This window comes from Frigoribacterium sp. PhB24 (assembly GCF_003755185.1).
GTDB lineage: Bacteria > Actinomycetota > Actinomycetes > Actinomycetales > Microbacteriaceae > Frigoribacterium.
The window spans coordinates 1-26,122 of sequence record NZ_RKIC01000011.1 but is presented as its reverse complement, the minus strand read 5'-3'; the positions used below and the strand labels follow the sequence as shown (position 1 = coordinate 26,122).

The window sequence follows — 26,122 nt, the reverse complement described above, 5'->3', positions numbered from 1 at the left end:
CTCCGGAGGACCCCGTCCGATGACCGCCCCCGCCACGACCTCGGCCCCCGCCGTCGTCCCGAAGCCCACGCGACGCCCCGCCGACCGCATCTTCTCGGGCAGCACGGTCGTCGCAGGTGGTCTCATCCTCGCGATCCTGGCCGCCGTCGCGCTCTTCCTCATCGTGCAGAGCATCCCGGCCCTCACCGCGGGCCCGGGCGAGGTCTCGCTCTCGGGCTACCCCGGGACCTTCGTGCAGTACGTCGGCCCGCTGGCCTTCGGCACGGTCTACGCGGCCGCCCTCGCCCTGTTGATGGCCCTGCCCGTCGCCATCGGCATCGCGCTCTTCATCTCGCACTACGCGCCCCGCAAGCTCGCGCAGGGCCTGGGGTACGTCATCGACCTGCTCGCCGCGGTGCCGTCGGTCGTCTTCGGCCTGTGGGGCAGCATCGTGCTCGCCCCGGCCATCCAGCCCTTCTACGACTGGCTCGTGAGCACCTTCGGCTGGTTCCCGCTCTTCGCCGGGCCCGTCTCGGGCACCGGGCGCACGCTGCTCACCGCGTCGATCGTGCTCGCGGTGATGATCCTGCCGATCATCACGGCCCTGAGCCGCGAGGTCTTCCTGCAGACTCCCGTGCTGCACGAAGAGGCCGCGCTGGCCCTCGGCGCCACCCGGTGGGAGATGATCCAGATCGCCGTGCTGCCGTTCGGCCGCCCCGGCGTCATCTCGGCCGCGATGCTCGGCCTCGGTCGCGCGCTCGGCGAGACGATGGCCGTGGCCCTGGTGCTCTCGCCGGCCCTCGTCATCAACCCGGCGATCCTGACCTCGACGAACTCGTCCACCATCGCGGCGAACATCGCCCTGAGGTTCCCCGAAGCACACGACATCGGGATCAACACCCTGATCGCGACCGGCCTCGTGCTGTTCGTGATCACGCTGATCGTCAACTCGATCGCCCGCTACGTCATCAACCGCCGCAAGGCCTTCTCGGGAGCGAACTGATGGCCACCACCACCGCCGGCGTGCGCCGGCCCAGCCGTTCGGTCAACGCCCTCACGACGGGCCGCCTGCCCAAGGCCGCGCCGCTGGTGATCCTGCTCGGCAGCTGGATCGTCATGGGCGTCGTCTTCGCCCTGCTGAACGCGGCCGGCGTCACCGAGTCGTTCAACTGGGTCGGGGCGATCGTCCTCGGCACGGTGCTCTACGCCGTGCTCGTCTTCGTCGTCGCGATGCAGGTCGAAGGCATCCGCCGCGCGAAGGACCGCGTCGTCACCACCCTCGTGAGCGCCGCGTTCATCATCGCGCTCCTCCCGCTGGTGTCGCTGCTCTTCACGGTCGTCACCTCGGGGGCGAACCGGTTCGACGGCGACTTCTTCTCGATGTCGATGCGCAACATCGTCGGCGCCGGCGGTGGCGGGCTGCACGCCATGACGGGCACCCTGCTGATCACCGCCCTCGCCGCCCTCATCTCGGTGCCGATCGGCCTGCTCACGGCGATCTACCTCGTCGAGTACGGCCAGGGCCGCCTCGCCCGAGCCATCACGTTCTTCGTCGACGTCATGACGGGCATCCCGTCGATCGTCGCCGGCCTCTTCGCCTACGCCCTCTTCGTGATCTTCTTCGGAGCCGGCGTCCGCATGGGCGCCGCGGGCTCGGTGGCGTTGGCCGTGCTGATGATCCCGGTCGTCGTACGCAGCACCGAGGAGATGCTCAAGCTGGTGCCCAACGAGCTGCGAGAGGCGTCCTACGCCCTCGGTGTGCCCAAGTGGCTGACGATCCTCAAGGTGGTCATCCCGACGTCGGTGGCCGGGATCACGACCGGCGTGATGCTCGCGATCGCCCGCGTCATCGGCGAGACGGCACCGCTCCTGATCACCGCCGGATTCACGGCGAACATGAACTACAACCTCTTCGGCGGCGCCATGCAGTCGCTCCCGGTCTTCGCCTACAGCTCGTACGTCAGCCAGGGCACCGACGCAGCGGCCTTCATCGACCGGGCCTGGACCTCGGCGCTCACCCTGATCCTCATGGTGATGGCACTCAACCTGCTCGCCCGTCTGATCGCCCGGCTGTTCGCCCCCAAGCTCGGCCGCTGACCCGGCCGCCCCGACCCACACCCCGTCCCGGCTCCCGCCCGGCTCCCACCCCGAAGGAATCACCGTGTCCAAGCGCATCGAGGTCAACGACCTCAACGTCTACTACGGCAAGTTCAAGGCCGTCGAAGACGTCAACATCACCATCGAGCCCCGCACGGTCACCGCCTTCATCGGCCCGTCCGGTTGTGGCAAATCGACCTTCCTGCGCACGCTCAACCGTATGCACGAGGTCATCCCCGGCGCCTACGTCGAGGGCGAGGTGCTGATCGACGGCAACGACCTGTACAGCCCCGGCGTCGACCCGGTGCTCGTCCGCCGGCAGGTCGGCATGGTGTTCCAGCGTCCCAACCCGTTCCCGACGATGAGCATCCGCGACAACGTGCTCGCCGGCGTCAAGCTCAACAACCGGCGCATGTCGAAGAGCGACCAGGACGGCCTCGTCGAGTCGTCGTTGCAGGGCGCGAACCTCTGGAACGAGGTCAAGGACCGTCTCGACAAGCCCGGTTCGGGCCTCTCGGGCGGCCAGCAGCAGCGCCTCTGCATCGCGCGTGCCATCGCGGTCTCACCCGACGTCGTGCTGATGGACGAGCCCTGCTCGGCCCTCGACCCCATCTCGACCCTGGCCATCGAGGACCTCATCGAAGAGCTCAAGCAGCAGTACACGATCGTCATCGTGACCCACAACATGCAGCAGGCCAGTCGTGTCAGCGACAAGACGGCGTTCTTCAACATCGCGGGTACCGGCAAGCCCGGCAAGCTGATCGAGTACGACGACACCGCGAAGATGTTCTCGAACCCGAGCGTGCAGGCGACGGAAGACTACGTGTCGGGTCGCTTCGGCTGATCGGGCACCGCGCCTCCTCGGGGTGAGGCGGGCCCACCCGCCGCACGACGGCGGGGCGGACACGAGAAGAGGCGGTCCACCGGATGGTGGACCGCCTCTCGCACGTGGTGCCGACCCAGGGCCGTACCGAGGGTGCCGGGTCAGGCGCTGGGGATGGCGACGACCGGATCGCTGGTCGGCGCCGACGACCCACCCGAGGGCTCGACCGTGATGCCGATCGTGTCGCCGGGGGCCATCTCGCCCTTGAGGAGGTGTGTCTCCGGTGCGCTCGACGAGGCGTCGAAGGTGCCCGCGGGCACGGCACCGTCGGCATTGATGTACCAGAGCTCGTAGGTCTGGTCGCCGGGCAGTGAGGTCATGCCGTCCACGACGACGGCCGAACGACCGAGCTCGTCGGACCAGATGAGCGTCGCCTTGCCGCCCGTGCTGACGTCGGCCACCGAACGCTGGAAGTCGCTCGCGGCGTAGATCTCGTCGATGCCGGACGCCTGCTGTTCTTGCTGCTGGCCGCTCTGGCCGAGTCCCTCGACGAGGGCACCGCCGCCGAAGAAGAGCGCAGCGGCCGCGGCGGCCGCACCGAGGATGGCGACCGGACGCGTGAACCAGCGCCGGTGCGCGGCACCGGAGGGGACGAGCACACGAGCACCCTCGGACTCGCTCGGCTCCATCTCGGGGGCCGGGGCGCGCTCGACGTGACGCTCGTGGTCGTCGTCACCCGCGCCTCCTGCGGTCGTCGCGATGTCGTGGTCTGCCGTCGCCGTGAGCGGCGCGAGCTGCGGCGTCGACGCGATGAGGTCGAGCACGCTGGCACGGAGCCCGGCCGAGGGGGTGACGGGCCGAGCCGCGTGGGCGAGCAATAGTGCGGTCTCTCTCAATTCGGCCACCTCCGTCCTGATGTCGTCGTGCTGGTCTGATGTGTCGTCGAGGAAGGCCTCGAACGCCTGTCGTTCGTCGTCGCTCACTGCGTTGAGCACGTAGGCACCGGACAGGTTGTCGGTGTCGACGCCCGTGGTGCCCGCGTCGTCCGCGTGGCGGCCGCGCGTGGGCTCGTCGTGATCGGTCACGATGCCACCCCCATCTCGTCGCGCAGGCGGATCATCCCGTCGCGCAGTCTGGTCTTGACCGTGCCGATCGGCACGTCCAACAGTTTCGCGACCTCGCTGTGGCTGAGGCCGCCGTAGTAGGCGAGCTTCACCGCCTGCCGCTGCAGTTCGGTGAGGCGCCCGAGGGCCCGCTCGACCCGCTCGTGCTCGATGCGGATCTCGACGGACTCGGTGACCGAGTCGTAGTCGGTCTCGAGGTCGCGCACGCCGATCTTGAGGTCGCGGTCACGACCTGCCTGGGAGGCGCGGATGCGGTCGACGGCGCGGCGGTGCGCCATCGTGAGCATCCAGCTGGCGGCGCTGCCCCGTGTGGAATCGAAGCGCGTGGCGTTCTGCCAGATCTCGAGGAAGACCTCTTGGGTCACCTCTTCGGACTGGGCGTGGTCCTTGAGGAGCCGCTTCACCAGGCCGAGCACGCGGGGCGCCGTCTGGTCGTACAGCTCGGCGAAGGCGGTCTGGTCGCCCTGTGCGACTCGCGGCAGCAGTTCGTCGGGAGTCGACAGGGTGAGCCCGGTGTCGGGCGTCTCTGTCTCTCGGGTCACGAGTTCGAGCATGTCAGGGTTCACCTCCGGTCGCACTGTTCGTCGGTTCGTGGCTCATGATCCGGAGCGGATCGTGATGTGGGGCGGTGTTCGTGGTGCCGTGTTCGTGGTGCGGACGGGACCCCCTGCGATGCAGCCGTCTGGGATGGCGTTCAGGCCCGGTGCATCGCAGGGAGACCAGCCCGCCGACGCCCGAAACATAGGGAGGACGGGTGTCGGCGGGGGATCGTGGATCCCTCACGTGAATGGTTCGGCACCGGCAGCCGGGTGGATTGGACGAACATTCGCGAGCGGTCGTGCCGGCCGATCGGGGCTCCGGGCCGAACCCGACCGCTTGCGGATCGAGATGCGTGCAGAACCCGACCGCCAGGGCCCGACGCGCCGCTCACTTTCGCCTCGCGGGCGACTGACGCGGCGTCGGTGTCGCGATGTGCACACGCAGCGGGCCGAGGAGGGGCGGGATTCGTCGCGGGGAGGGGCGGGATTCGTCGCGGGGGGGGCGGCGGCCGCTCGTCACGCCGGCTTCTCGACCGAGAGCATCTCGGGAGGCAGGAAGGCGGGGGGAAGAGGTGCCGGACCGCAGAAACGCCTCTCGGCGCGAGGCCGCTCGAAGCGGCTAAATTTGGAGCCCGGGGTTACTGCGGCCCGACCAGAGAGACTTTACCCGCCTCGCGCCGGGCGGTCCGACGAGTTCGCGTCGTGCGAACGTGACGGGGGTTCGCGCGTGTCGAGCCCCCGTGGTCGGAGGCGGCCAGGCTCGGGCCTCGGCCGCACGGGAGCGTCGCTCAGTCGAGGCTGTCGTCGCGCCACAGGTGCGCACAGGCGACCAGGTCGACCCCGAGTTCGCTGAAGCGCAGCGCGCGGCGGGTGAGTTCGCCGGCACGGTCGGACCCGACGGCGTCCTGGTCGTCGGCGACCGAGGTGGCGCCGGCGGCGGCCAGGCGGCAGAACGCGGCACCCCGCTCGAGGGCGATCGCGAAGTCACCGACGAAGACGCCACGGAGGATCAGGTCGGCGAGCTCGAGGATCTCTTCGGGGCTGGCCGGCGCCGGGGCACCCGCGACGACGGGGTCGATCGTGGTGGCGACCTCGACCCCGCGCTCGAAGAGCTGCGTGACCTCGACCGGGTTCTGCCGGATGACGGCCCGGACGAGGTAGATGCGCCAGAGGGCGCCGGGCAGGCTGTGGGGGCTCGCCCGCGCCCAGAGTTCGGCGACCGCGTCGATGCCGTGCTGGTCGGTGAAGGTGACGAGCCGGTCGAGGATCTCGGGGCTCGGGTCGTGCTTCACGCGGGCGACGAGGGCCGAGGCCGACTCGTGGGCGACGCGGTTCATCGTCGCGGGGTCGTCTCCGCCCTGGAAGGCTTCGAACTCGGACCCCGAGAACTGGGTCGGGCGGTGGAAAGGTCTCGGCACCGGCCCCACGATAGGCGCGCCCACCGACACCGAGCCGAACGTTCGCCCACGGCATCACCGCCGGCACCCGACGGTGCCCGCTGGCACCCGACGACACCGAGGAGGCGCGGGTCGGCCTGGCGACCAAGAGGCGCGGCATCCCGTAAAGTGGACGCGCACGGGCCTCTAGCTCAGTTGGTAGAGCATCGGACTTTTAATCCGCGGGTCGTGGGTTCGAGCCCCACGGGGCCCACCTGTATCCGTCGAAGATCTCGAGGTCGTCGACGCCGTCCGGCCTCCCAGCCAGCGATTTCGCGATTGCACGGCCCGCACGCCGCGGCCCGGGAAGGCGGGGCCGACATCGCACCCGAATGCGGCGGCCCCACCACGAGAGACGTGACCCGAATCCTGTCCCCCGATTCCAGACGGGACCAACCCGCCTGTTAAGGGCAGAACATACGCTCCCTCGGCGTCGGCCTGTCAGCCGATCTGTCGACGGCGAGAGAAAGCGCCCCTCCGGTTCGGGCCGGGAGGGGCGCTCGGCCTCCTCGCGACACGTGTCGGGCAAGCCGACCGGGTCGTTACGGGGTACGCCAGGGCTTCGGGACCATGGGGAGACAGCAGTGAACGGTACGCGCGTGGCGACGCGAGGCTCCCAGGGTCGCGCATTCTGGACAACGACCCCCGCGAGGCGCGTCGACGACGACGGTCGCTACGCGGTCACCGCCCGGTACCGCACGCCCCAGCGCCCCGTCCAGGACTCACCCGCGTCGAGCCAGCGCAGGCCCTCCCCCGAGGCCAACGCGTTGGCCGGTGCGGTCATCGGCTCCGCTGCCACCGCCAGCCCCGTCACCCCGTCGCGAGGGAAGTTGCGGGGTGTGAACACCTGCACGTACTCGAACGACGGATCTTGCCAGAGCTCGGTCGCCGAGCCGTCGGGCGCCGTGAGCGTCGTCGTGCGGATGCCGTCGGCGTCGGGCGCGACGTCGCGGTACCCCGTGTCGAGGTCGAGGTCGCCCAGGCGCAGTCCGTGCGAGAGGTCGAAGGCGGTACCGGCCACCGGCGACGTGCCGACCGGGATGCTGGCCTCGTCCGTCTCGTACCGGGTCGACGCCGCGAGCGTGACGGTCAGCGTCGCCGGATCGTGGTCGCCCACCCGGAGGAACGGGTGCGACCCGACGGCGAAGGGCGCGCGGTCGGGGCCGACGTTCGTGACCGTGTGCGTGACGACCATTCCGTCGGCGACGAGTTCGTGCCGCACGGTCGTGTCGAGCTGGAACGGGTACCCGTGCTGCGGGAACACCGTCGCCCCGAGCGTCACGGCGTGCGGCTCGCGGTCGACCACCCGGTAGGCCGTGTAGCGCAGCAGCCCATGGCTGGCGTTGCCCTTGGCCGGCTCGGTGAGGTCGAGCTGCTGCTCGCGCCCGTCGAGCGTCCACCGGCCCCCGGCGACGCGGTTCGGCCAGGGCACGAGCGTGATGCCGCACGCCGAGGGCGGGGCCTCGTCGGCGCCGAAGGTCTCGGTCAGGGCGACGCCGTCGACGGCCAGCGCCCGGATGCCTGCCGCCACCTGCGTGACGACACCCGTCACGCGGCGCCCCTCGTGCTCGAGGGTGAGGTCGTACTGTTCTCCGGTCGGGTTGCTCGTCGTCATCGTTCCAGTCTCGCTCTCGGGTGCCGGTTGCGTCCGGGATCTCGTGCGGCCCCGGTGGTCGGGAGCCGAGCGCTCAGGGACGCGAGGGGGCAGGGTCGCGAGGAGGCGCGTCGACCTCGCCCGCGCCTCCTGCGGTCACGACGGCGAGGCCGGCCCGACGCAGCTCGGCGACGCGTGCGTCGTCGGCGCCGGCCGTGACGAGGCCCTCGAAGGTGTCGAGCGGCCCGATGACGCCCAGGTGGGCCTCGCCGAGCTTGCTGCCGTCGGCCACGATGTACGACCGGCGTGCGGTCTGGGTCATGAGGCGCTTGAGGTCGGTCTCGGGCAGGTTGACGTTCGTGACGCCGTGCGTCGCGTGGACGCCCGTGCAGCCGATGAACGCCAGGTCGGCGGTGACGCTCGCGAACACGCTCGTCGCCAACGGGTTGACCAGCGAGTGCTGCAGGGGTCGGAGCGTGCCACCCGACACGATCACCGTGAACCGTGGCACCGCCTGCTCGAGCGCCAGCGCGATGGTGAGACCGTTCGTCACGACCACGACCCCCTCGAGGTCGTGGCGTTCGAGCAGGGCCAGAGCGATCTGCGTGGTCGTCGTCCCGACGTCGAGCACGACGCAGTCACCAGAACGCACGAGCGAGGCGGCCTCGACCCCGATGGCGCGCTTGGCCTCGGTCGAGACCGAGCTCTCTTCTTCGAACGGACGCTCGGCGGGCCGGTCGACCGACAGCGCACCGCCGTGCACGCGGGACAGTAGGCCGTCGGCCGCCAGGCTCTCGAGGTCGGTGCGGATCGTCACCTCGGACAACCGGAACTCACGCGCCAGCTCGGCCGTCCGCACGAACCCGCGGCGCCCGACGAGGTCGGCGATGCGGTCGCGACGCCGCTCGCCCGGCAGCGGCGCGGGCCGCGGCACCGGAGGCGGGGTCGAGTTGCCGTTCACCCGGCCAGTTTCGTATGCTTTCACGTACTTTCGCAACTGCAAGTCGTGGTCGCGAGTGCCCCGAACAGAAGGAGGCGCGATGTCGTCCATCACGAAGCGCACGACGGTCCTGGCCGACGGCCGCGAACTCATCTACTTCGACGACGCCGACACGACGCTCACGGCCGAACGCCGCGTCGACGCCCGCACGCTCGACCCACGGCCCGACACCGCGACCATGAGGCAGGACGTCCTCACCGGCGAGTGGGTTTCCATCGCCGCCTCCCGCCAGAACCGCGTGTTCCTGCCTCCGGCCGAGCTCGACCCGCTGGCACCGGCCAGCGAGACCAACCCGTCCGAGATCCCCGACGTCTACGACGTCGCCGTGTTCGAGAACCGCTCGCCGTCGTTCGGGCCGCTGCTCGAGAGCGACGACGCACCCGACGGGCTCGCCGACTTGACCCGCATCGGCCTCGAGCGCACCCTCCGCAGCGTCGGCCGCTGCGAGGTCGTCTGCTTCAGCCCCGAGACCCACGGGTCGTTCGCCGACCTGAGCGAGTCGCGCGCCCGCACGGTGGTCGAGGCGTGGGCGGACCGCACGGCCGCCCTGTCGGCCCTGCCCGGCATCCAGCAGGTGTTCCCGTTCGAGAACCGCGGGCAGGCGATCGGCGTCACCCTGCACCACCCGCACGGCCAGATCTACGCCTACCCCTACGTCACGCCGCGCACCACCCGTCTGCTCGACAGCATCGAGACCTACGGGCCGACCCTGTTCGCCGACCTGCTCGACCGCGAACGCTCCGGACCGCGCGTCGTCCTGGCCGGCGAGCACTTCACGGCCTTCGTCCCGTTCGCCGCACGCTGGCCGATCGAGATCCACCTCCTGCCGCACCGCCACGCCCCCGACTTCGCGGCGCTGACCGACGACGAACGCGACGAACTCGCGGTGATGTACCGGCGCCTCCTGCGCGGGGTGGACGGCCTCTACGACGACCCGACGCCCTACATCGCGGCCTGGCACCAGGCCCCGGTCGGGGTCGGCCGCGACACCGTCCGCCTGATGCTGCAGATCACCTCGCCGCGCCGGGCCGAGAGCAAGTTGAAGTTCCTGGCAGGCTCCGAGGCGGCGATGGGAGCCTGGGTGGGCGACCTCGTCCCCGAGGTCCAGGCCGACCGAATCCGAGAGGCGATCGAGCGATCATGACCGACACCACCACTCCCCAGGGCTTCAGCGAGGTCTTCGACACGGAGGTCGCCGGGCGCTGGTCCGCCCCGGGCCGCGTGAACCTCATCGGCGAGCACACCGACTACAACGACGGGTTCGTGTTGCCCTTCGCCATCGATCGTCGCACCACCGTCACGGTCGGCCGCCGCGACGACCGCCTGCTGCGCGTCGCGTCGTCGTTCGAGGCCGGCGTGCACGAGATCTCGCTCGACGACCTCGACCCGCACTCGATGTCGGGTTGGTCGGCGTACGTGTTCGGCATCGCCTGGGCGTTGTCCGTCGCGCACGACCGGGCCGACTCACCCTCGTTCGCCGCCGCCGGGGGCGACCTCTCGACCATCGACCTGTCGGGCGTGGGCGGCCTCGACCTCTTCGTCGAGTCCGAGGTGCCGGTCGGCGCCGGGCTCTCGTCGTCCGCCGCGCTCGAGTGCTCGGTGGCCGTGGCCCTCGCCGAACTCTGGTCGCTCGACGTCAACCGCTCGGCTCTCGCCGCCGTCGGCCAGCTGTCCGAGAACGAGGCCGTCGGCGCACCGACCGGCATCATGGACCAGTCGGCGTCACTGCTCGGTCGGGCCGACTCCGGGGTGTTCCTCGACTGTCGGAGTCTCGACGCCGACGTCATCGACCTCGGCTTCGCCGCCGCCGGCCTCGAAGTGCTCGTCGTCGACACCCACGTCGAACACGCCCACGCCACCGGGGGCTACGTCGAGCGCCGCGCCTCGTGCGAGAAGGGGGCTGCCGCCCTCGGCGTCGACTCCCTGCGCGACCTCGACGCCGACGACCTCGGCCGAGCAGAAGAGGTCCTCGACGACGAGACCCTCCGACGCGTCCGCCACGTCGTCACCGAGAACCAGCGCGTCCTCGACACCGTCCGCACGCTGCGCACCGACGGCCCGCGGGCGATCGGTCACCTGCTCGACGCCTCGCACGTCTCGATGCGTGACGACTTCGAGATCTCGGTGCCCGAACTCGACCTCGCCGTCGCCACCGCCCAAGCCTCCGGCGCCGTCGGCGCCCGCATGACCGGTGGCGGCTTCGGCGGATCGGCCATCGCGCTGGTCCCGACCGAGGCGCGCCACGACGTCGAAGCGGCGATCGTCGCCGCCTTCGCCGAGGCCGGCCACACGGCTCCGACGGTGTTCACCGTGCACGCCGCCGAGGGCGCCCGCCGCGACGCCTGACACCGGGCTGACCCGCGCCCGCCCCGGGCACGGCACGGCACAGCACCACGAGATGGGCACAGCACCAGGAGAAAACCTGGCGCTGTGCCCATCTTCTGGCGTGCTGGGTGCCGCGACAGCACAGCCCGCCACGAGGTGAACACGCCGCCACGTCATTGCGTGGCGGCGTGTTTAGTTCATGGCGGGACGAGGGTACGACCCCGGCGTAGGACCACGGGTATGGCCACCCCACCACGAGACGGGCACAGCACCACGAGACCGCCACAGCACCACGAGACCGCCACAGCACCACGAGATGGGCACAGCACCAGGAGAAAACATGGCGCTGTGCCCATCTTCTGGCGTGGTGGGTGACGCGGGGGCGTCAGGGACGCTCGGCGGCCTCGACCACGTTCTTCAGCAGCATGGCCCGGGTCATCGGCCCGACCCCGCCCGGCACGGGCGACTGGAAGCCTGCGACGGCGGCGACCGCGGGGTCGACGTCCCCGCGCAGCGTGTACTTGCCCGTCTCGCCGTTCAGCACGCGGGTGATGCCGACGTCGATCACGGCGGCTCCGGGCTTCACCCAGTCCGGCTTGACCAGCCCCGCGACGCCGGCGGCTGCCACGACGATGTCGGCCCGACGCACCTCGGCGGCCACGTCGACCGTGCGCGAATGCGTCAGCGTCGCCGTCGCCTCGAGCCGCGTCAGCAGCAACCCGAGGGGGCGTCCGACGGTCAGACCCTGCCCGATGATCGTGACGTGTGTGCCCGCGATCGGGATGTCGTAGGCGTGCAGCATCTCGACGATGCCACGGGGCGTGCACGGCAGGGGCGTGTCGATCGAGCCCTTGCCGCCGGGCACCGCGAGGACGAGCTCGCCGAGGTTGACCGGGTGCAGGCCGTCGGCGTCCTTGGCCGGGTCCATCAGCTCGAGCATCGCCGTGGGGTCGATCCCGGCGGGCAACGGCAGCTGGATGATGAACGCCGTGACCGCGGGGTCGGCGTTCATCGTCTCGATCGCCCGACGGATCTCGGCCTCGGACGCCGTGTCGGGCAGGTCGATGCGGATCGACTCGATGCCGACCTCGGCGCAGTCACGATGCTTGCCCGCGACGTACGACAACGAGCCGGGGTTCGCCCCGACCAGGATCGTGCCGAGCCCCGGGGCGATGCCGCGGGCCTTGAGGGCGTCCACCCGGAGGCGCAGGTCGTCCTTGACGGCGGCGGCCAGGGCCGTGCCGTCGATCTTCACCGCGGACGAGTCGTCGCCGGGGACGAAATGGGTGCGCTCGACGCGCACCGCGCCTCCGGACGACGCCCCGCCGGGGACGCCCGACGAACGCTCGACGCCCGCCGGAGTGCCGGCCGTGACGTCAGCGCTCACGCGTAGAGCGGGAACGCGTCGGTCAGCGCCTTGACGCGGGCCGCGAGGGCCTCGATGTCGGGCGACGGCATCAGCGTGAGCGCGATGATGTCGGCGACCTCGGCGAACTCGTCGTCCGAGAAACCACGGGTGGCGAGCGCCGACGTGCCGATGCGAACGCCCGAGGTGACCATGGGCGGACGAGGGTCCCACGGCACCGAGTTGCGGTTCACCGTGATGCCGACGTCGTGCAGCAGGTTCTCGGCCTGCTTGCCGTCGACCTCGCTGGCACGCAGGTCGACGAGCACCAGGTGCACGTCGGTGCCCCCGGTGAGCACGTCGACTCCGGCGGCCTTCGCGTCGTCGGCCGTGAGGCGGGCGGCGAGGGCCTGGGCGCCGCGGATGGTACGCTCTTGACGGTCCTTGAACTCGGGCTCCGCGGCGAGCTTGAACGCCGTCGCCTTGGCCGCGATGACGTGCATCAGCGGGCCGCCCTGCTGGCCGGGGAACACGGCCGAGTTCAGCTTCTTGAACAGCGGCTCGTGGTTCGAGAGGATCACGCCCGAGCGGGGGCCCGCGAGGGTCTTGTGCACGGTCGACGAGACGACGTGCGCGTGGGGCAGGGGCGACGGGTGCAGACCGGCGGCGACGAGGCCGGCGAAGTGCGCCATGTCGACCCAGAGATAGGCGCCCACCTCGTCGGCGATGGCGCGGAACGCCGCGAAGTCGAGCTGACGCGGGTAGGCCGACCAGCCGGCGATGATGACCTTGGGCTGGTGCTCGATCGCCTGGCGACGGACGACGTCCATGTCGATCAGGTAGGTCTCGGGGTCGACCTCGTAGGCCACGGCCTTGTACATCTTGCCCGAGAAGTTGAGCTTCATGCCGTGGGTCAGGTGACCGCCGTGCGACAACTCGAGACCGAGGATGGTGTCGCCGATGTCGGCGATCGCGGCGAGCACGGCGGCGTTCGCCTGGGCGCCCGAGTGCGGCTGCACGTTGGCGAACTCGGCGCCGAACAGCGACTTGGCACGGTCGATGGCGAGGTTCTCGGCGACGTCGACGAACTCGCAGCCGCCGTAGTACCGACGCCCGGGGTAGCCCTCGGCGTACTTGTTGGTGAGCACCGAGCCCTGCGACTCGAGCACGGCCCGCGGCACGAAGTTCTCGGACGCGATCATCTCGAGGTAGTCGCGCTGACGGCCGAGCTCTTGCTCGAGGACGGCCGCGATCTCGGGGTCGACGACCGAGAGCGGCTGGTTGAAGGTCGACGGCTGGCGGTCGGTCGAGCCGGCGGCGGTCGAGCCGGAGGTCTGGGCGCTGGTCTGGTCGGAGATGGTCACGGAGGACTCCTTGGCACACGGGACGGACGGAGGTCGGATGTCGTGGCCCAGGCGTACGGCCACGCACGTGTGTCAGTCGCTCCCCGATGGTGACCATCTGAACGCCAGTCGCGACCGGCCCAGCATAACAACCGGGGCTCACTGTCGGAAGCCGTGTGACACCCTGGACGGGTGAGCCTCACCCTCGACGACACCCGCACGGGAACGGAGGCCGACCCGCGCCTCCTGACCTCGCCCGACACCCCCTGGGTGACGCTGGTCTGGGACGACCCGGTCAACCTGATGACGTACGTCACCCACGTCTTCGAGAGCTACTTCGGCTTCGGGCGGGCCGAGGCGAAGCGCCTGATGATGCGCGTGCACACCGAGGGCCGCGCGGTCGTCGCGACGGGCAACCGCGAAGAGATGGAGCGCCACGTCGAGGCCATGCACGACTACGGCCTCTGGGCGACCCTCTCGAAAGAGGACGAGGCGTGACGCTCGTGCCGTTCGTCCGTCCGCGGGGCGGCGACGAGATCCGCGTGCGGCTCGACGCCGACGAGCGCGGGCTGCTGACCGACCTGGTCGGGCAACTGGTGTCGCTGCTCGAGAACGGGGACGAGGGCGATCCGGCCCTGGCGCGCCTCCTGCCTGCGGCGTACCGTGACGACGCCGAGGCGGCCGCCGAGTTCCGCCGGTTCACGGCCGACGACCTGACCCGGCGCAAGGTCGAGAACGGCCGAGCGGTGCTGGCGGTGCTGGGCGAACCGGGCACGACGCTCGACCGTGCGGCACAGCAGTCGTGGCTGCGCACCCTGAACGACCTGCGACTCACCCTCGGCGAGCGACTCGGGGTCACGGGTGACGGCGTCCCCACGAGCGACGACACGCAACTGCAGGCGATGGGGCACGTGTTCGACTGGCTGGGCTACCTGCAGGAGGCGCTGCTGCGGTCCCTGCCCAAGGGCTGACCCGGCGACCCGCGACCCGCGACCCGGCCTAGCGGTTCTCTTTCGGGAACACGACCCAGAGCACGAGGTACACGAGCACCTGCGGGCCGGGAAGGATGATCGACAGCACGAAGATCAGCCGTACCAGGAAGGCGCTGATGCCGAAGCGGTTCGCGAGGGCGGCGCAGACTCCGGCGATGATCTTGCCGCGGCGGGGACGAGTGAGGGAGGCCATGCCTCCGAGCATGCCAGCCTCGCCTGGAGGGTGCCCGCCGCCGCCGCCCGGTCCCCGTCCGGCGACCCCACCCGCGCCCGCCCGCCCACGCCACCCGCGCCGCGCCTCCTCGGTGCGCGAGAATGGCCGGATGAGCGCTTCACTCGTGGCCAAGGGCCTGGCCGGCGGCCACGGGCACCGCACCCTCTTCGACGACCTCGACCTGACCGTCGCCCCGGGCGACGTCGTGGGCGTGGTGGGCGTGAACGGGGCCGGCAAGTCGACGTTGCTGCGCCTCCTCGCGGGCGTCGACGAGCCGCAGGCCGGCACGATCACGCTCAACCCCGGCGACGCCTTCGTCGGCTGGCTGCCGCAGGAGCACGAGCGCGTGCCCGGCGAGACCGTCGCCGACTACATCGGTCGCCGCACCGGCAGCACGCAGGCCACCGCCGAGATGGACGCGGCCGCCGCGGCCCTCGGCGACCCCGACCCGGCCCCGCGCCCCGACGGCCTCGACCCGGCCGACGTCTACTCGACCGCCCTCGACCGGTGGCTCGCCAGCGGCGCCGCCGACCTCGACGACCGTCTGCCGCAGGTGCTCGCCGACCTCGGCCTCGACCGTGACGGCGACGGAGCCGTCGGCCCCGACAGCCCCATGACCGGCCTCAGCGGGGGCCAGGCCGCCCGCGTCGGCCTCGCCGCCCTGCTGCTCAGCCGCTTCGACATCGCCCTGCTCGACGAACCCACCAACGACCTCGACCTCGACGGCCTCGAACGACTCGAGCGTTTCGTGCTGGGCCAGCGGGGCGGCATCGTCCTCGTCAGCCACGACCGGGAGTTCCTGGCGCGGTGCGTCACCAAGGTGCTCGAACTCGACCTCGCGCAGTCGTCGAACCGCGTCTTCGGTGGTGGCTACGACGCCTACCTGGACGAGCGCGAGACGGCCCGCCGTCACGCCCGTGAGGCCTACGACGAGTTCGCCGATAAGAAGGCCGACCTCGTCGGCCGGGCCCGGACGCAGCGCGAGTGGTCGAGCCAGGGCGTCCGCAACGCCATGAAGAAGGCGCCCGACAACGACAAGATCCGCCGCAAGGCATCGGCCGAGTCGAGTGAGAAGCAGGCCCAGAAGGTCCGCCAGATGGAGAGCCGCATCGCCCGCCTCGACGAGGTCGACGAACCCCGCAAAGAATGGCAGCTCGAGTTCACCATCGGCTCGGCCGCCCGGTCGAGCGCGGTCGTCTCGACCCTCAGCGGCGCGGTGTTCCGCCAGGGCGACCCCGCCACGGGCGAGTTCGTGCTCGGCCCGGTCTCGCTGCAGGTGGACGGCGGCGACCGCATCGGCATCACCGGCCCGAACGGCGCCGGCAAGTCGACCCTGCTGCGCGGCCTGCTCGGCCGCCAGGCCCCGAGCGAAGGAGGCGCGAGTCGCGGAGCCAGCATCGCCGTCGGTGAGATCGACCAGGCCCGCGCGCTCCTCGCCGGCGACGTGCCGTTGGCCGACGCGTTCGAGGCGCTCGTGCCCGACTGGCCCCAGGCCGAGGTGCGCACGTTGCTCGCCAAGTTCGGGCTCAAGGCCGACCACGTCTCGCGGCCGGTCGACGAGCTCTCGCCCGGCGAGCGCACCCGTGCCGGCCTCGCCCTGTTGCAGGCCCGTGGTGTCAACGTGCTCGTGCTCGACGAACCCACGAACCACCTCGACCTCGCCGCCATCGAGCAGCTCGAGCAGGCCCTCGAGTCGTACGACGGGACGCTGCTGCTCGTCACCCACGATCGACGGATGCTCGAGACGGTCCGGCTCGACCGCCACTGGCGCGTCGAGAGCGGTACCGTCACCGAGTCGTGAGCGTGCCGACGCCGCGGCCGGTGAACGACTCCCCCGCGCCACGACTACCGTCGTCTCCATGACCCGTACCACCCGAATGGTCGCGGTCGCCGCTGCCCTCGCCCTGCTCACGGGCTGCACGGCGAACCCGACCGGACCGAGCGAGCCCACGGGCGGCGCCTCCGCGAGCGGGACCTCGTCGGCCCAGCCGGCCCGCGCCTCCTCGGAGCTCGCCGACTGGGCGCAAGCCCTCGACGACCGCGACGACTACCCGGCCCGCTGGGTCGCCGTCGGCGACTCGATCCCCGAGGGCATGGGCGCCTCGACCGTGGACTCCCGCTGGATCGACCTGACCCTCGACGGCCTGCGCGAGCGCTACCCGACCGACGACGTGCCGGGCGGGGTCGGCTACCGGCCGGCCGCCTTCGCCGTCGCTCCCCCCGCGTCGACCTGGGCGCGCTGGGCCACGGGCAACGAGGGGTCGGTGTCGGCCTCGTCCCGCACCGCCGACCTCGGCTACCGCTCGGTCACCCTCGGCGCGGGCGCGACCACGACGTACCCGTTCACCGGCACCGACCTCGACCTCTGGTGGTCGAGCGGCGGCGGCACCTTCAGCTACGTCGTCGACGACGGCGACGCGGTCGACGTCGACACCCGTGACTCGATGGCTACCAGCGGCATCACCTCGGTCTCCGGGCTCGAGGCCGGCGCCCACACCGTGACGATCCACGCCCACACGCCGGTCGACATCGAAGGCCTCACCGCCTTCGACGGTGATCGCGACCGCGGCATCTCGCTCTTCGACTCGTCCCGTTCGGGCGCCACGGCCCGCACCTTCACGGCCGACCTGCCCGGGTTCCTCGACTCGATCGCCGCGACGAAGCCCGATCTCGTCACGATCACGCTCGGTGCCAACGACGCCTTCACCCGGACGCCGGCCGAGTTCGAGGACGACTACCGCACCCTGATCGACGGGCTGCAGAGCCTCGACGACCCGCCATCGATCCTCCTCATGGGCGAGTTCGTGCCCGGCACCAACCTCACGCAGGGGCTCGCCGCGGACGCCGGCGACTACGACGCGGTCGTCCGGCGCCTCGCGGACGAGACCGGCAGTGCCTACGTCGACCTCGCCGACGCCCTGCCGGACGACGGGGTCGTCTCTCTGCTCTCCGCCGACGGCGTCCACCCGAACGACGCCGGGCAGCGCGTCATCGCGGACTTCGTGCTCGAGCAGCTCAGCGTCGGCTGAGCTGCGACCGCGTTCCCGGCGGCAGCCGCTGCCGAGTGGGCAGGAGATGTCGCTCGTAGCCGGACGGAGCGCATCTTCTGCCCACTCGAGCGAGGTGTCAGCAGACGAGTGGGCGGTCGGGGCGGAGTCGGGGCGGAGTCGGGACCAGCAGGCGCGGGGCGCGTCGTGAGGACGACGCCCGCCCCGGCGCGGCTCAGTCGAAGAGGCCGTAGGCGGCGTCGAGGGTCTCGTCGGTGCTGAGCGGGGCGGCGTCGCCCGCACCTGTCGCCGTGACGGCGATCAGACCGTGCGGCGAGAGGATGGTGCTGGCCGAGGCCGTGATGCCCTGCTGCGTCACCGTCTGCGAGAACGCCTGGCCGCCGAAGGCCCCGACGCGCGAGTCGTCGACGGTCTCGACGCCCTCGGTGCCCTCGATCTGCGAGGTCTGGGCACTGATGTCGTCGGCGCTGAAGTCCTGGCGCTGGGCGAGGACGACGATCGCCGTCACGTCCGCGGCGTCCGTCGCCTCGGTCGTGGGCGTCGCCCACTGGCAGTTGGCCTGATCGCCGGAGAACGTGCTGTCGTCGCGCAGCTCGAGACCCTCCACGACTCCGCCGAGGGCCGAGCCGACGTCGTCGCAGCTGGCGAGGTCGTCGAAGGTGCCCTCGCCGGAAGCCGTCGACCCCGAGCCGCCCGAGCCGCCGGACGACCCACCGGAACCGGCGCCGTCCCCGCCGCCCGCGCCTCCTGAGGTGCAGCCGGCGAGCAGCAGGCCGAGGGCGAGCACGCCCGTGGTGGTGGCCGTCGCGGCCGTTCTGCGCATGGTCGTGGTCATCGGGGACTCCCTCGTGATCTGCCCCGGGCTCCCTGCGCCCGGCGCTTCCGTCACCCTAACGAGGGGCACCTCCGAGGACGCACCACCGTCGTGTCGTCGCACCGCCCCGGACGAGGGTTCGACGACGCGGACGTGGTGCGACCTCCGGCGGCGGGGCCGGGCCGGGCACCGGCTCACCAGGTCGTGCGGGTGCGCTCCTGCTCGACGACGGCCTCGCGGTCGGACAACCCGCGCAGCCCGGCGAACTGTTGGCCCATGCGCGGGTTGCCCGAGAGCACCGGCTCGACGCGGTCGAGGAACGCCCAGTACCCGGCGGTCACCGGGCAGGCGTCCTCGCCGAGCCGCTTCTTCGGGTCGAAACGGCACGAGCCGCAGTGGTCCGTCATGCGGTTGACGTAGGCGCCGCCCGACGCGTACGGCTTGGTGGCGACGATGCCGCCGTCGGCGTGCTGCGACATGCCCACGACGTTGGCGGGCATCACCCACGGGGTGCCGTCCACGTACATGTCGACGAACCACTGGTTGAGCGCGGCCGGGTCGACGCCGCGCTGCAGGGCCCAGTTGCCGAGGATCATCAGGCGCTGGATGTGGTGGTTCCAGCCGTGCCGACGCAGCCCGTCGAGCGTGTCGCTGAGGCATTCGGCCTCGACGGCCTCGGCGTCGAGCCCGGCGAACACCTCGGGCAGGGGCTGCGTCGCGCCGAGGTGGTTGCTCGTCGTGGCGAAGTCCTCGCCGAGGTGCCAGTAGAGGTGCCAGACCCAGTCGCGCCAGCCGACGATCTGCCGGGTGAACCCCTCGACGCTGCGCAGGGGCGCGTCGCCGGCCTGGTACGACGAGATCGCGGCCTCGACGACCTCGCGCGGGTCGAGCAGCCCGAGGTTCATCGGGGCGCTGAGCAACGAGTGCGCCATCGTCCAGTCGCCCGACAACGTGGCGTCCTCGAACGGGCCGAAGTCGGGCAGCCGCACCTCGACGAAGTCCGCCAGCGCCGCCGTCGCCTCGGCCCGGGTGGCCGCGAACCGTCGGGGCGCGTCGTCGCCGACCAGCGTGACGACACCCTCGCGCTCCCAGCGGTCGAGGTCGGCCCGCACCTCGGCGTCGATGTCGTCCTCGACGGGCCACTCCTGCGGGGGGAGGCCGAGCGTCGCGGCACCCTTCGGCGGCTTCTCGCGGTTGTCGTGGTCGTAGTTCCACTGGCCGCCCACGGGCTGCGGGCCCTCCATCAACAGGCCGGTCCGCTGGCGCACGGCCCGGTACCAGTCCTCCATCAGGAGGCGCGGTGCCGGTCGACCGCCGGACGCGCCGGTCGGTCGACCCGCGCCTCCTCGTCGGGCGTCGTCGGCGTCGGTCGCCGCGCCTCCCGCCCGGCTCGAGCCGCGACCCCCCTGCCGGCCGGCAGCCCAGTCGGCGAACTCGGCCTCGCTCGAGACGAAGCCGCGGCTCGGCAGCACCTCGGCCCCGACCGACCGCACGAGGCGTCGGGCCCGGTACGAGGTGGGGTCGACGACCTGCAGGTCGTCGCGACCCTCGAGGGCCTCGGAGTAGTGCTCGACCTGACGGAAGTCGACGCGGTCGCCCAGCTCGGCGGCCCGGTGTCGGACGGCCGACAGGATCAGCTGCAGCTTGGCCCGGTGCAGGGTGCGGCCCCGCCACGACGAGCGACTCTCGACGAGCAGCATCGGGTCGCCGTCGTCGAAGTGCGGGCCGAGCTGGTCGAGGAAGATCCACCGGGTGCGCTGCATGCCCCGACAGTAGACGCGGGCACTCAGCGGGTTGCCAGCATGTTCACCGTGACGAACCCGGCGGGCACGGCGTCTCATTGACGTGCAGCCCGGGTCGCCCCGGCCCGACGGGCACGGCCCGGTCGGATCACGGCCCGGTCGGGTCACGGCCCGGTCGGGTCACGGCCCGGTCGGGTCACGGCCCGATCGGGTCACGGCCCGATCGCACGACGACCACGGCACGACCACCAGCACGACTCCCCCAGCCGAAAGAGGACCCGAGATGTCGAACACCGCCACCCCCACCCCCGCCACCACCGTCAGCACCGGCTCCCGCGTCGACGGCGCCTCGCGCGTCGACGGCGCCTCGACCGTGTCGTCCGACGCGGCCGGCACGACGCGGATCGCCGACGGCGTCGTCGCGAAGGTCGCGGGCATCGCCGCCCGCCAAGTGCCGGGCGTCCACTCGATCGGTGGCGGAGCCTCGCGTGCCGTGGGTGCGCTGCGCACCGCCGTCGGCCAGCAGGACCACGGCCAGGGCGTCAAGGTCGAGGTCGGCGAGACCCAGGCCGCGGCGGACATCAGCATCGTCGTCGACTACCCGTTGTCGGTGCAGCAGGTCGCGGACGACGTCCGCCAGGCCGTCAGCGACGCCATCACGCAACTCGTGGGGCTGCAGGTCGTCGAGATCAACATCGAGGTCAGCGACATCTTCATCGCCGGCCAGGACGACGACGACAAGGACAAGGCCGACTCGCAGCGGGTCCAGTAGGCGGCGAGTCCAGCAGACACCGAGTTCAGTAGGACCTGCGGCGGTCACCCCGACGTGACCGTCTCCCGCACCCCCCGCGGGCCGCACCTCACCGAGCCGACCGGCTCGACCGCACGACCCGTGCACCACCGCCCAGGAGGCACCACCATGGCATCACTGCTCCGACGCTTCGCTCCGCTCATCGTGGGCTTCGTCATCAAGAAGATCATGAACAAGCGCGGCGGCGGCACCGGCCAGGCCGGCGGCTACCAGCAGCCCGGGCGGCGCCGCTGACCCGGCCGCACGACACCCCGTAGCGCCTCGAACGCAGGAGGCGCGACTCACGCGAGTCGCGCCTCCTGCGTTCTTCGTCGTCCCCGACGCAGCGGCTCAGGCGGCGGGGCGGGCAGAGCGGCGAGCGAGCAGACGGTCGCTCGCGAGCACGGCGACCAGCACGATCGCCGCCACCGCGATGTAGAGCACCGGCAGCGAGTCGAGCCCCGACCCGTCGAGCACGAGGGCGCCGATCAGGGCGCCGCCACCGATGCCGGCGTTGAAGCCGGTCGTGTAGAACGCGCTCGCCAGGTCGCGCATGCGTTCGGGGGCGACCTGCAGCATGCGCGTCTGGAACAGCGGCGGCAGCGCCCCGAACGTCACGCCCCACAGGACGAACGCCACGAGCGACGGCACGAGCATCCCCTCGAACACCAGCATGCCCGTCACGGCGAGACCGACCACGGCCACCCCGATCGGGATGCTCACCCGCGGCCGTGCGCCGAGGAACCAGCCGACCATGCCGAGCCCCACGGCCCCGGCGATGCCGAACGCGAAGAGCCAGCCGGCCAGGCCCTGCTCGGGCACCCCCGTCGACCGCACGAGGTACGGCGTGATGTAGGTGAAGAACGAGTAGTGCCCGATCATGAAGACCGCCGTGATGACGCAGCTCAGCACGACGCCGAGCACGCTCGGCCTCGGCAGCGCGCGACGACGACGCACCGCGGCAGCCGCAGGAGGCGCGGTGCCGTCGACCAGCGTCGGGACCGCGTCGGTCACCGGCTCCGGAGTCGACTCGTGGGCCGTGCCACGACCGACCGGCGGCAGGAACTTGTAGACGAAGACCGCACCGAGCGCCATGAGCCCGGCGAGGATGCCGAACGCCTCACGCCACCCGAGGGCCTGGCCGAGCGCGGTGCCGAGCGGGACGCCCAGCACGAACGCGAGGGTACCGCCGCTCATCGCGACCGCGAGCGCACGGCCGACCTGGGCCCGCGGCACGAGGTGTCCGGCGTAGGCGCCGCCGATCGCCCAGAACATGCCGTGAGCGAGACCACCGAGCACGCGGCTCGCGAGCACGAGCTCGTAGGTCGGTGCGATCGCGGTGAGCCCGGCGCTGATCGCGAGGACGACGATCAGGCCGACGACGATCAGGTGCCGGGGCAGACGCCGGGTGAGGTGGGTCAGGCCCGTGCTGGTCAGGACGACCGTGAAGGCGAAGACGCTGACGAGCAGGCCGATGCTCGACTCGGTGACGCCGAGGTCGGCGCTCATCTCGGGCAGCAGGCCGGTCGGCAGCATCTCGCCCGAGATCGAGAGGAACGTGGCGACGGCGATGGCGATCAGGCCGGCCCACGGGAAGCGGGCGGACGGGGTGGACGAGGGCGCCGTGGGGCGCGGGGGTGCGAGTGTCATGGAACCTGGGGTGGTCGGCGGGCGCCGTTCTCTCGACCCGATGGCGGCCACGGGCCGGCTAGTCGTCTCGACCCGAGGGTCGAGCAGGCCTGTCGGCGGCACGGCCCCCGCGACTCGTGCCGCTGGTGACCGTGGGTGGCTCGGGGAGGATGGTGATCCCGACTGCGCGCTGTCGTGCACGCCCGGGGCCGGGAGTACCGCCCGACCGAGGTCGAGTCTAGCCGCTGCCGTCCGACCTGGCCAGGGGCCCGGTGTGCCGCACCGCACCGCGCTTCGTGCACCACACACGATCCAGACGGGGTGTGGTGCACGAACCGCGGTGTGGTGCGGTCAGGAGGCGCGGGTCCGGTCCGCAGCGGAGGGCGACCTGCGCCTCCCCGGGAACGCTCACCGCGCCTCCCGCGTTGACTGTCGGCATGAGCGCCGCGACCCCCGACCCCAAGACCTGCCGATCGTGCGGACGCACCATCGAGTGGCGCAAGAAGTGGGCGTCGAACTGGGACGAGGTCGCGTACTGCAGCGACGCGTGCCGCAAGCGCAAGGTGACGGCTCAGGACCGCGAGCTCGAACAGCGCATCCGCGACCTGCTGGCGGCCCGGGCGGCGACGTCGTCGATCTGCCCGTCGGACGTCGCGCGGTCGCTGCACCCCGACGACGAGGACGCCTGGCGCGGCCTCATGGAGCCCGTGCGGCGCGCGGCCCGGCGCCTCGTCGCCGCGGGCGAGGTCGACATCACGCAGGGCGGGTCGGTGGTCGATCCGTCGACGGCGAAGGGTCCGATCCGCATCCGCCGGCACCGGTCGTGAGCCGGGCGCCGGAGGCCCGACGAGACCAGGGCCGCGCCTCCCGCGTCGCCCGCACCTCGCACGACGCCCGACCGTTCGGGCCGCGCTTCGTCGTGCCCCTGCTCTTCGGGCCGCTGCTCAACCCGATCAACACGACGATGATCGCGGTGGCCCTCGCCCCGATCTCGACCGACCTCGGCATCGGGGCCGACCAGGCGATCTGGCTCGTCGCCGCGCTCTACCTGGCCAGCGCCATCGGCCAGCCCACGATGGGCAAGCTCGCCGACCGCATCGGACCGAAGAAGGTCTTCGTCAGCGGCATGGTGGTCGTGATGCTCGCCGGCGTGCTGCCCGAGCTGCTGCCGTCGTTCGGCGGGGCCGTCACGGCACGGGTGCTGATCGGCATCGGCACCTCGGCTGCCTACCCCGCGGCGATGACGGCGATCCGCAACCAGTCGGACCGCTTCGGCGTCGCGACTCCCCCGCTCGTGCTCGGTGGCCTGTCGATCTCGTCGCTCGCGTCGGCGGCGGCCGGGCCCGCCCTCGCCGGCGCGCTCATCGGCCTGTTCGGCTGGCATTCGATCTTCCTCGTCAACGTGCCGCTCGCCGGCGTCGGACTCGTGCTCTCGCTGCTCTGGATGCCGAGCGACTCGCTGCGCCCGCCCCGCGACACCCCCGCCGCCCGGCTCTCGTTCGCCCGCGCCGTCGACCTGCCCGGGCTCGCCCTCTTCGCCGTGACGATCGCCGCCCTGCTGGTCTTCCTGCTCGACCTGCGGCAGGGCTGGTGGTGGCTGCTCGGCATCGCCGTCGCCGCCCTGGCCGGCCTGGTCGCGTGGGAGCTGCGCGCCGTCGCCCCGTTCATCGACGTGCGCGTGCTCGCGAGCAACGGACCGCTCACCCGCACCTACCTGCGGCTCTTCCTCGTCTATGGCATCGCCTACACGGTGACCTACGGCTTCTCGCAGTGGGTGCAGCAGGTCGGGGGCATCGGCAGCGCGCAGGCCGGGCTCATCCAGCTGCCCGGTGCGATCGTGGCGGGGGTCGTGTCGTTCGTCTTCGCCCGGCGGTCGGGCGTGCGGCTGCCGTTGATCGTGGCGGCGACCGTCCCGATCGCAGGAGGCGCGCTGCTGCTGACCACCGCCTCCGGGTCGCCCGTCTGGTCGCTGGTGCTCGTGCCGGCCCTGTTCGGCCTCCCGCAGGGTCTCGCCTCGGTCTCGAACCAGGCCGCGCTCTACCGCCAGGTGCCGTCGTCGATGATCGGCACGGCCGCCGGGCTCTCGCGCACCGCGATCTACGTCGGCGCGATCGGTGCGTCCAGCCTGATCGGCGGTGTCTACGGGGACGCCCCGACCACGATCGGGCTGCACACGCTCGCCGGGGTCGTGATCGGGCTCGCGGTCGTGGCGACGGCGCTGACCGTGTTCGACCGGTCGTTGCGGGCACCTGCCCGGGGCTGACGTCGTCGCGGTGCCGGGGTCGGGGACGGGGACGGGGTCGGGGTCGGGGTCGGGAGTCGGGGTCGGGAGTCGGGGTCGCACCGGCGGATGTACATCGCACCGTCGAGATGGGCGGTGCGGTGTTCATTCGGCGGTGCGACAGCGGGGGATCGGGGTGGGGGTGCGGGGGAGACCTCAGCGCGGCGGGCGGTCGGTGCCGGGGGCGGGCCGCTCGCGCCGCGACGGCGTGAAGCGCCGGCCCGAGAGCGGAGCGTAGGCGTACCAGCCACCGCCCGGGTGGCTCGCGGCGATCTCACGTGCCTCGGCCTCGACCTGCTCGGCGCGGGCGTTCAGCACTCGGGCGGCCCGTGGGTTCGTCGGGGGTTCCGACGACCGGCGGACCTCGCGGCCCGCGAAGACGAGGTGCACCTCGAACCCGACGCCGAGCTCGTCCGCCAGACGCTCGGCGAGGGCGGCGCCGGTCCGCGCGAAGGTGCGCTCGTCGGCCTCGGCGTGCGCACCGAGGTCGGGGTCGAGTCGTGTCCGGTGGTAGGCGTCCCACGCGTCCAGGTCGGCCACGAGCCCCGACGACAGATGGGCACGGGCGTGGTCGAGCGCATCGCCGAGCCACAGGACGCTGCCCGAGAGACCAGCGAACATGCGGACGATGACGCGACCTTCTTCGGACCGGACGGGCATGGCGGGAGCCTAACCGCGCCTCCTCGGGTCGTCGACCCCGGCGGCCTGCCGGTCGTCCGGCACCGTGGCCGCGGCCGCCGGCGCCGCCACCGCCGCCGGCGCCGGGAGGTCGCACCACCGTCGTGGGGGGGGGCCCCCCCCCCCGGGGGGGGGGGGGCCCCCCGCGGGGGGGGCCCCCCCCCCCCCGCGGCCGGGGGGGGGGGGGGGCGCCCCCCCCCCCGGCCCCGCCCCCCCCCCCCGGGGTTCCTCTCGGCTATTATGCCCCACCCCCCCCCCCCGGGGTTGGGGGCCCCCCCGGGGTGGGGCCCCCCCCCCCCCGGGGGGGGGGGGGGGGGCCGCCGCCCCCCCCCCCGCGCCTCCTGCGGGGGGTCAGGACCGTCGCCGTCC

The 26,122-nt window shown here is 72.1% G+C and carries 25 protein-coding genes, 1 tRNA gene and 1 riboswitch; of the genes, 14 read left to right on the top strand and 12 right to left on the bottom strand.

Annotation, left to right across the window (positions count from 1 at the left end; genetic code table 11):
• Window positions 1–19 precede the first annotated feature (19 nt).
• The 3 genes from pstC (at window position 20) to pstB (ending at window position 2,920) form a co-directional block, all read left to right on the top strand.
• Window positions 20–982 (top strand): phosphate ABC transporter permease subunit PstC, encoded by a 963-nt coding sequence (pstC, locus tag EDF50_RS07835; RefSeq protein ID WP_123519027.1) that lies wholly within the window; start codon window positions 20–22, stop codon window positions 980–982.
• Window positions 982–2,076: a phosphate ABC transporter permease PstA gene (gene pstA, locus EDF50_RS07830; protein WP_123519026.1), complete on the top strand. Its 1,095-nt coding sequence runs from the start codon at window positions 982–984 to the stop codon at window positions 2,074–2,076. Before pstC ends, pstA begins: the two co-directional genes overlap by 1 nt.
• 64 nt (window positions 2,077–2,140) lie before the next feature.
• Window positions 2,141–2,920 (top strand): phosphate ABC transporter ATP-binding protein PstB, encoded by a 780-nt coding sequence (gene pstB / locus EDF50_RS07825; RefSeq protein WP_054146880.1) that lies wholly within the window; start codon window positions 2,141–2,143, stop codon window positions 2,918–2,920.
• Between the two features lie 140 nt (window positions 2,921–3,060).
• On the opposite strand, the gene EDF50_RS07820 is transcribed toward pstB, so the two are convergent.
• The 3 genes from EDF50_RS07820 to EDF50_RS07810 all read right to left on the bottom strand — a co-directional run bounded on the left by EDF50_RS07820 (window position 3,061) and on the right by EDF50_RS07810 (window position 5,980).
• Entirely contained in the window at window positions 3,061–3,984 is a 924-nt protein-coding gene (locus tag EDF50_RS07820; RefSeq protein WP_158612663.1) for an anti-sigma factor domain-containing protein, read from the bottom strand.
• Entirely contained in the window at window positions 3,981–4,577 is a 597-nt protein-coding gene (locus EDF50_RS07815; RefSeq protein ID WP_123519024.1) for a sigma-70 family RNA polymerase sigma factor, read from the bottom strand. The genes EDF50_RS07820 and EDF50_RS07815 overlap by 4 nt, the downstream gene beginning before the upstream one ends.
• A gap of 773 nt (window positions 4,578–5,350) precedes the next feature.
• A complete protein-coding gene (locus EDF50_RS07810; RefSeq protein ID WP_055977451.1) occupies window positions 5,351–5,980 on the bottom strand; it encodes a hypothetical protein in 630 nt (209 codons plus the stop codon).
• A gap of 159 nt (window positions 5,981–6,139) precedes the next feature.
• On the opposite strand from EDF50_RS07810, the gene EDF50_RS07805 reads away from it, so the two are divergent.
• Window positions 6,140–6,212 (top strand) — tRNA-Lys (locus EDF50_RS07805).
• Between the two features lie 459 nt (window positions 6,213–6,671).
• On the opposite strand, the gene EDF50_RS07800 is transcribed toward EDF50_RS07805, so the two are convergent.
• Both EDF50_RS07800 and EDF50_RS07795 read right to left on the bottom strand, forming a co-directional pair.
• The gene (locus EDF50_RS07800) at window positions 6,672–7,613 is read right to left on the bottom strand and encodes an aldose 1-epimerase family protein (RefSeq protein WP_123519023.1); all 942 of its coding nucleotides are present in this window, start codon (window positions 7,611–7,613) and stop codon (window positions 6,672–6,674) included.
• A 73-nt stretch (window positions 7,614–7,686) separates the two neighbouring features.
• Window positions 7,687–8,553, bottom strand: a complete 867-nt coding sequence (locus EDF50_RS07795) for a DeoR/GlpR family DNA-binding transcription regulator (RefSeq protein ID WP_233570449.1) — start codon at window positions 8,551–8,553, stop codon at window positions 7,687–7,689.
• 79 nt (window positions 8,554–8,632) lie between these two features.
• Between EDF50_RS07795 and galT the strand changes: the two genes are divergently transcribed.
• Window positions 8,633–9,736, top strand: a complete 1,104-nt coding sequence (galT, locus tag EDF50_RS07790; protein WP_123519022.1) for a galactose-1-phosphate uridylyltransferase — start codon at window positions 8,633–8,635, stop codon at window positions 9,734–9,736.
• Window positions 9,733–10,938 (top strand): galactokinase, encoded by a 1,206-nt coding sequence (galK, locus tag EDF50_RS07785; protein WP_123519021.1) that lies wholly within the window; start codon window positions 9,733–9,735, stop codon window positions 10,936–10,938. Before galT ends, galK begins: the two co-directional genes overlap by 4 nt.
• Window positions 10,939–11,302: 364 nt before the next feature.
• Here the strand turns inward: galK and EDF50_RS07780 are convergent, their stop codons facing one another.
• Window positions 11,303–12,220 (bottom strand): bifunctional methylenetetrahydrofolate dehydrogenase/methenyltetrahydrofolate cyclohydrolase, encoded by a 918-nt coding sequence (locus EDF50_RS07780; protein WP_123519353.1) that lies wholly within the window; start codon window positions 12,218–12,220, stop codon window positions 11,303–11,305.
• An 80-nt stretch (window positions 12,221–12,300) separates the two neighbouring features.
• Window positions 12,301–13,620 (bottom strand): serine hydroxymethyltransferase, encoded by a 1,320-nt coding sequence (gene glyA / locus EDF50_RS07775; protein WP_123519352.1) that lies wholly within the window; start codon window positions 13,618–13,620, stop codon window positions 12,301–12,303.
• Window positions 13,621–13,664: 44 nt separating this feature from the next.
• Window positions 13,665–13,748, bottom strand: a riboswitch (ZMP/ZTP riboswitch).
• Window positions 13,749–13,797: 49 nt separating this feature from the next.
• Between glyA and clpS the strand changes: the two genes are divergently transcribed.
• Together clpS and EDF50_RS07765 are read left to right on the top strand one after the other, a co-directional pair.
• A complete protein-coding gene (clpS, locus tag EDF50_RS07770) occupies window positions 13,798–14,103 on the top strand; it encodes an ATP-dependent Clp protease adapter ClpS (protein ID WP_123519020.1) in 306 nt (101 codons plus the stop codon).
• A complete protein-coding gene (locus EDF50_RS07765; protein ID WP_158612662.1) occupies window positions 14,100–14,576 on the top strand; it encodes a DUF2017 domain-containing protein in 477 nt (158 codons plus the stop codon). Before clpS ends, EDF50_RS07765 begins: the two co-directional genes overlap by 4 nt.
• 28 nt (window positions 14,577–14,604) lie before the next feature.
• On the opposite strand, the gene EDF50_RS07760 is transcribed toward EDF50_RS07765, so the two are convergent.
• Window positions 14,605–14,790, bottom strand: a complete 186-nt coding sequence (locus EDF50_RS07760) for a PspC domain-containing protein (protein ID WP_054147120.1) — start codon at window positions 14,788–14,790, stop codon at window positions 14,605–14,607.
• 130 nt (window positions 14,791–14,920) lie between these two features.
• Here EDF50_RS07760 and EDF50_RS07755 point away from each other — a divergent pair, with 130 nt between their 5' ends.
• On the top strand, window positions 14,921–16,612 hold the full coding sequence (locus tag EDF50_RS07755; protein WP_123519019.1) for an ABC-F family ATP-binding cassette domain-containing protein: 1,692 nt from the start codon (window positions 14,921–14,923) through the stop codon (window positions 16,610–16,612).
• Between the two features lie 58 nt (window positions 16,613–16,670).
• On the top strand, window positions 16,671–17,840 hold the full coding sequence (locus EDF50_RS07750) for an SGNH/GDSL hydrolase family protein (RefSeq protein ID WP_123519018.1): 1,170 nt from the start codon (window positions 16,671–16,673) through the stop codon (window positions 17,838–17,840).
• A gap of 193 nt (window positions 17,841–18,033) precedes the next feature.
• On the opposite strand, the gene EDF50_RS07745 is transcribed toward EDF50_RS07750, so the two are convergent.
• Both EDF50_RS07745 and EDF50_RS07740 read right to left on the bottom strand, forming a co-directional pair.
• Complete coding sequence (locus tag EDF50_RS07745) at window positions 18,034–18,654, bottom strand: hypothetical protein (RefSeq protein ID WP_123519017.1); 621 nt, start codon at window positions 18,652–18,654, stop codon at window positions 18,034–18,036.
• Between the two features lie 173 nt (window positions 18,655–18,827).
• Window positions 18,828–20,396, bottom strand: a complete 1,569-nt coding sequence (locus EDF50_RS07740) for a cryptochrome/photolyase family protein (RefSeq protein ID WP_123519016.1) — start codon at window positions 20,394–20,396, stop codon at window positions 18,828–18,830.
• 262 nt (window positions 20,397–20,658) lie between these two features.
• Here EDF50_RS07740 and EDF50_RS07735 point away from each other — a divergent pair, with 262 nt between their 5' ends.
• Together EDF50_RS07735 and EDF50_RS17025 are read left to right on the top strand one after the other, a co-directional pair.
• The gene (locus EDF50_RS07735) at window positions 20,659–21,147 is read left to right on the top strand and encodes an Asp23/Gls24 family envelope stress response protein (protein WP_123519015.1); all 489 of its coding nucleotides are present in this window, start codon (window positions 20,659–20,661) and stop codon (window positions 21,145–21,147) included.
• 147 nt (window positions 21,148–21,294) lie between these two features.
• The gene (locus EDF50_RS17025; RefSeq protein WP_255410057.1) at window positions 21,295–21,420 is read left to right on the top strand and encodes a hypothetical protein; all 126 of its coding nucleotides are present in this window, start codon (window positions 21,295–21,297) and stop codon (window positions 21,418–21,420) included.
• A 96-nt stretch (window positions 21,421–21,516) separates the two neighbouring features.
• On the opposite strand, the gene EDF50_RS07725 is transcribed toward EDF50_RS17025, so the two are convergent.
• A complete protein-coding gene (locus EDF50_RS07725) occupies window positions 21,517–22,815 on the bottom strand; it encodes an MFS transporter (RefSeq protein ID WP_123519013.1) in 1,299 nt (432 codons plus the stop codon).
• Window positions 22,816–23,231: 416 nt separating this feature from the next.
• On the opposite strand from EDF50_RS07725, the gene EDF50_RS07720 reads away from it, so the two are divergent.
• Both EDF50_RS07720 and EDF50_RS07715 read left to right on the top strand, forming a co-directional pair.
• A complete protein-coding gene (locus EDF50_RS07720; RefSeq protein ID WP_123519012.1) occupies window positions 23,232–23,621 on the top strand; it encodes a DUF2256 and DUF3253 domain-containing protein in 390 nt (129 codons plus the stop codon).
• Window positions 23,618–25,057, top strand: a complete 1,440-nt coding sequence (locus EDF50_RS07715) for an MFS transporter (protein WP_123519011.1) — start codon at window positions 23,618–23,620, stop codon at window positions 25,055–25,057. The genes EDF50_RS07720 and EDF50_RS07715 overlap by 4 nt, the downstream gene beginning before the upstream one ends.
• A gap of 174 nt (window positions 25,058–25,231) precedes the next feature.
• Here EDF50_RS07715 and EDF50_RS07710 read toward each other — a convergent pair whose 3' ends face one another.
• Window positions 25,232–25,735 (bottom strand): hypothetical protein, encoded by a 504-nt coding sequence (locus EDF50_RS07710; protein ID WP_123519010.1) that lies wholly within the window; start codon window positions 25,733–25,735, stop codon window positions 25,232–25,234.
• Window positions 25,736–26,122 lie beyond the last annotated feature (387 nt).

Coding starts and splice junctions, on each gene's coding strand:
- EDF50_RS07735 (WP_123519015.1), top strand. CDS start 20,659: ATGTCGAACACCGCCACCCCCACCCCCGCCACCACCGTCAGCACCGGC.
- EDF50_RS07745 (WP_123519017.1), bottom strand. CDS start 18,654: ATGACCACGACCATGCGCAGAACGGCCGCGACGGCCACCACCACGGGC.
- EDF50_RS17025 (WP_255410057.1), top strand. CDS start 21,295: ATGGCATCACTGCTCCGACGCTTCGCTCCGCTCATCGTGGGCTTCGTC.
- galK (WP_123519021.1), top strand. CDS start 9,733: ATGACCGACACCACCACTCCCCAGGGCTTCAGCGAGGTCTTCGACACG.
- EDF50_RS07800 (WP_123519023.1), bottom strand. CDS start 7,613: ATGACGACGAGCAACCCGACCGGAGAACAGTACGACCTCACCCTCGAG.
- pstA (WP_123519026.1), top strand. CDS start 982: ATGGCCACCACCACCGCCGGCGTGCGCCGGCCCAGCCGTTCGGTCAAC.
- EDF50_RS07720 (WP_123519012.1), top strand. CDS start 23,232: ATGAGCGCCGCGACCCCCGACCCCAAGACCTGCCGATCGTGCGGACGC.
- EDF50_RS07755 (WP_123519019.1), top strand. CDS start 14,921: ATGAGCGCTTCACTCGTGGCCAAGGGCCTGGCCGGCGGCCACGGGCAC.
- EDF50_RS07710 (WP_123519010.1), bottom strand. CDS start 25,735: ATGCCCGTCCGGTCCGAAGAAGGTCGCGTCATCGTCCGCATGTTCGCT.
- EDF50_RS07740 (WP_123519016.1), bottom strand. CDS start 20,396: ATGCAGCGCACCCGGTGGATCTTCCTCGACCAGCTCGGCCCGCACTTC.
- EDF50_RS07750 (WP_123519018.1), top strand. CDS start 16,671: ATGACCCGTACCACCCGAATGGTCGCGGTCGCCGCTGCCCTCGCCCTG.
- galT (WP_123519022.1), top strand. CDS start 8,633: ATGTCGTCCATCACGAAGCGCACGACGGTCCTGGCCGACGGCCGCGAA.
- EDF50_RS07725 (WP_123519013.1), bottom strand. CDS start 22,815: ATGACACTCGCACCCCCGCGCCCCACGGCGCCCTCGTCCACCCCGTCC.
- EDF50_RS07815 (WP_123519024.1), bottom strand. CDS start 4,577: ATGCTCGAACTCGTGACCCGAGAGACAGAGACGCCCGACACCGGGCTC.
- pstC (WP_123519027.1), top strand. CDS start 20: ATGACCGCCCCCGCCACGACCTCGGCCCCCGCCGTCGTCCCGAAGCCC.
- EDF50_RS07760 (WP_054147120.1), bottom strand. CDS start 14,790: ATGGCCTCCCTCACTCGTCCCCGCCGCGGCAAGATCATCGCCGGAGTC.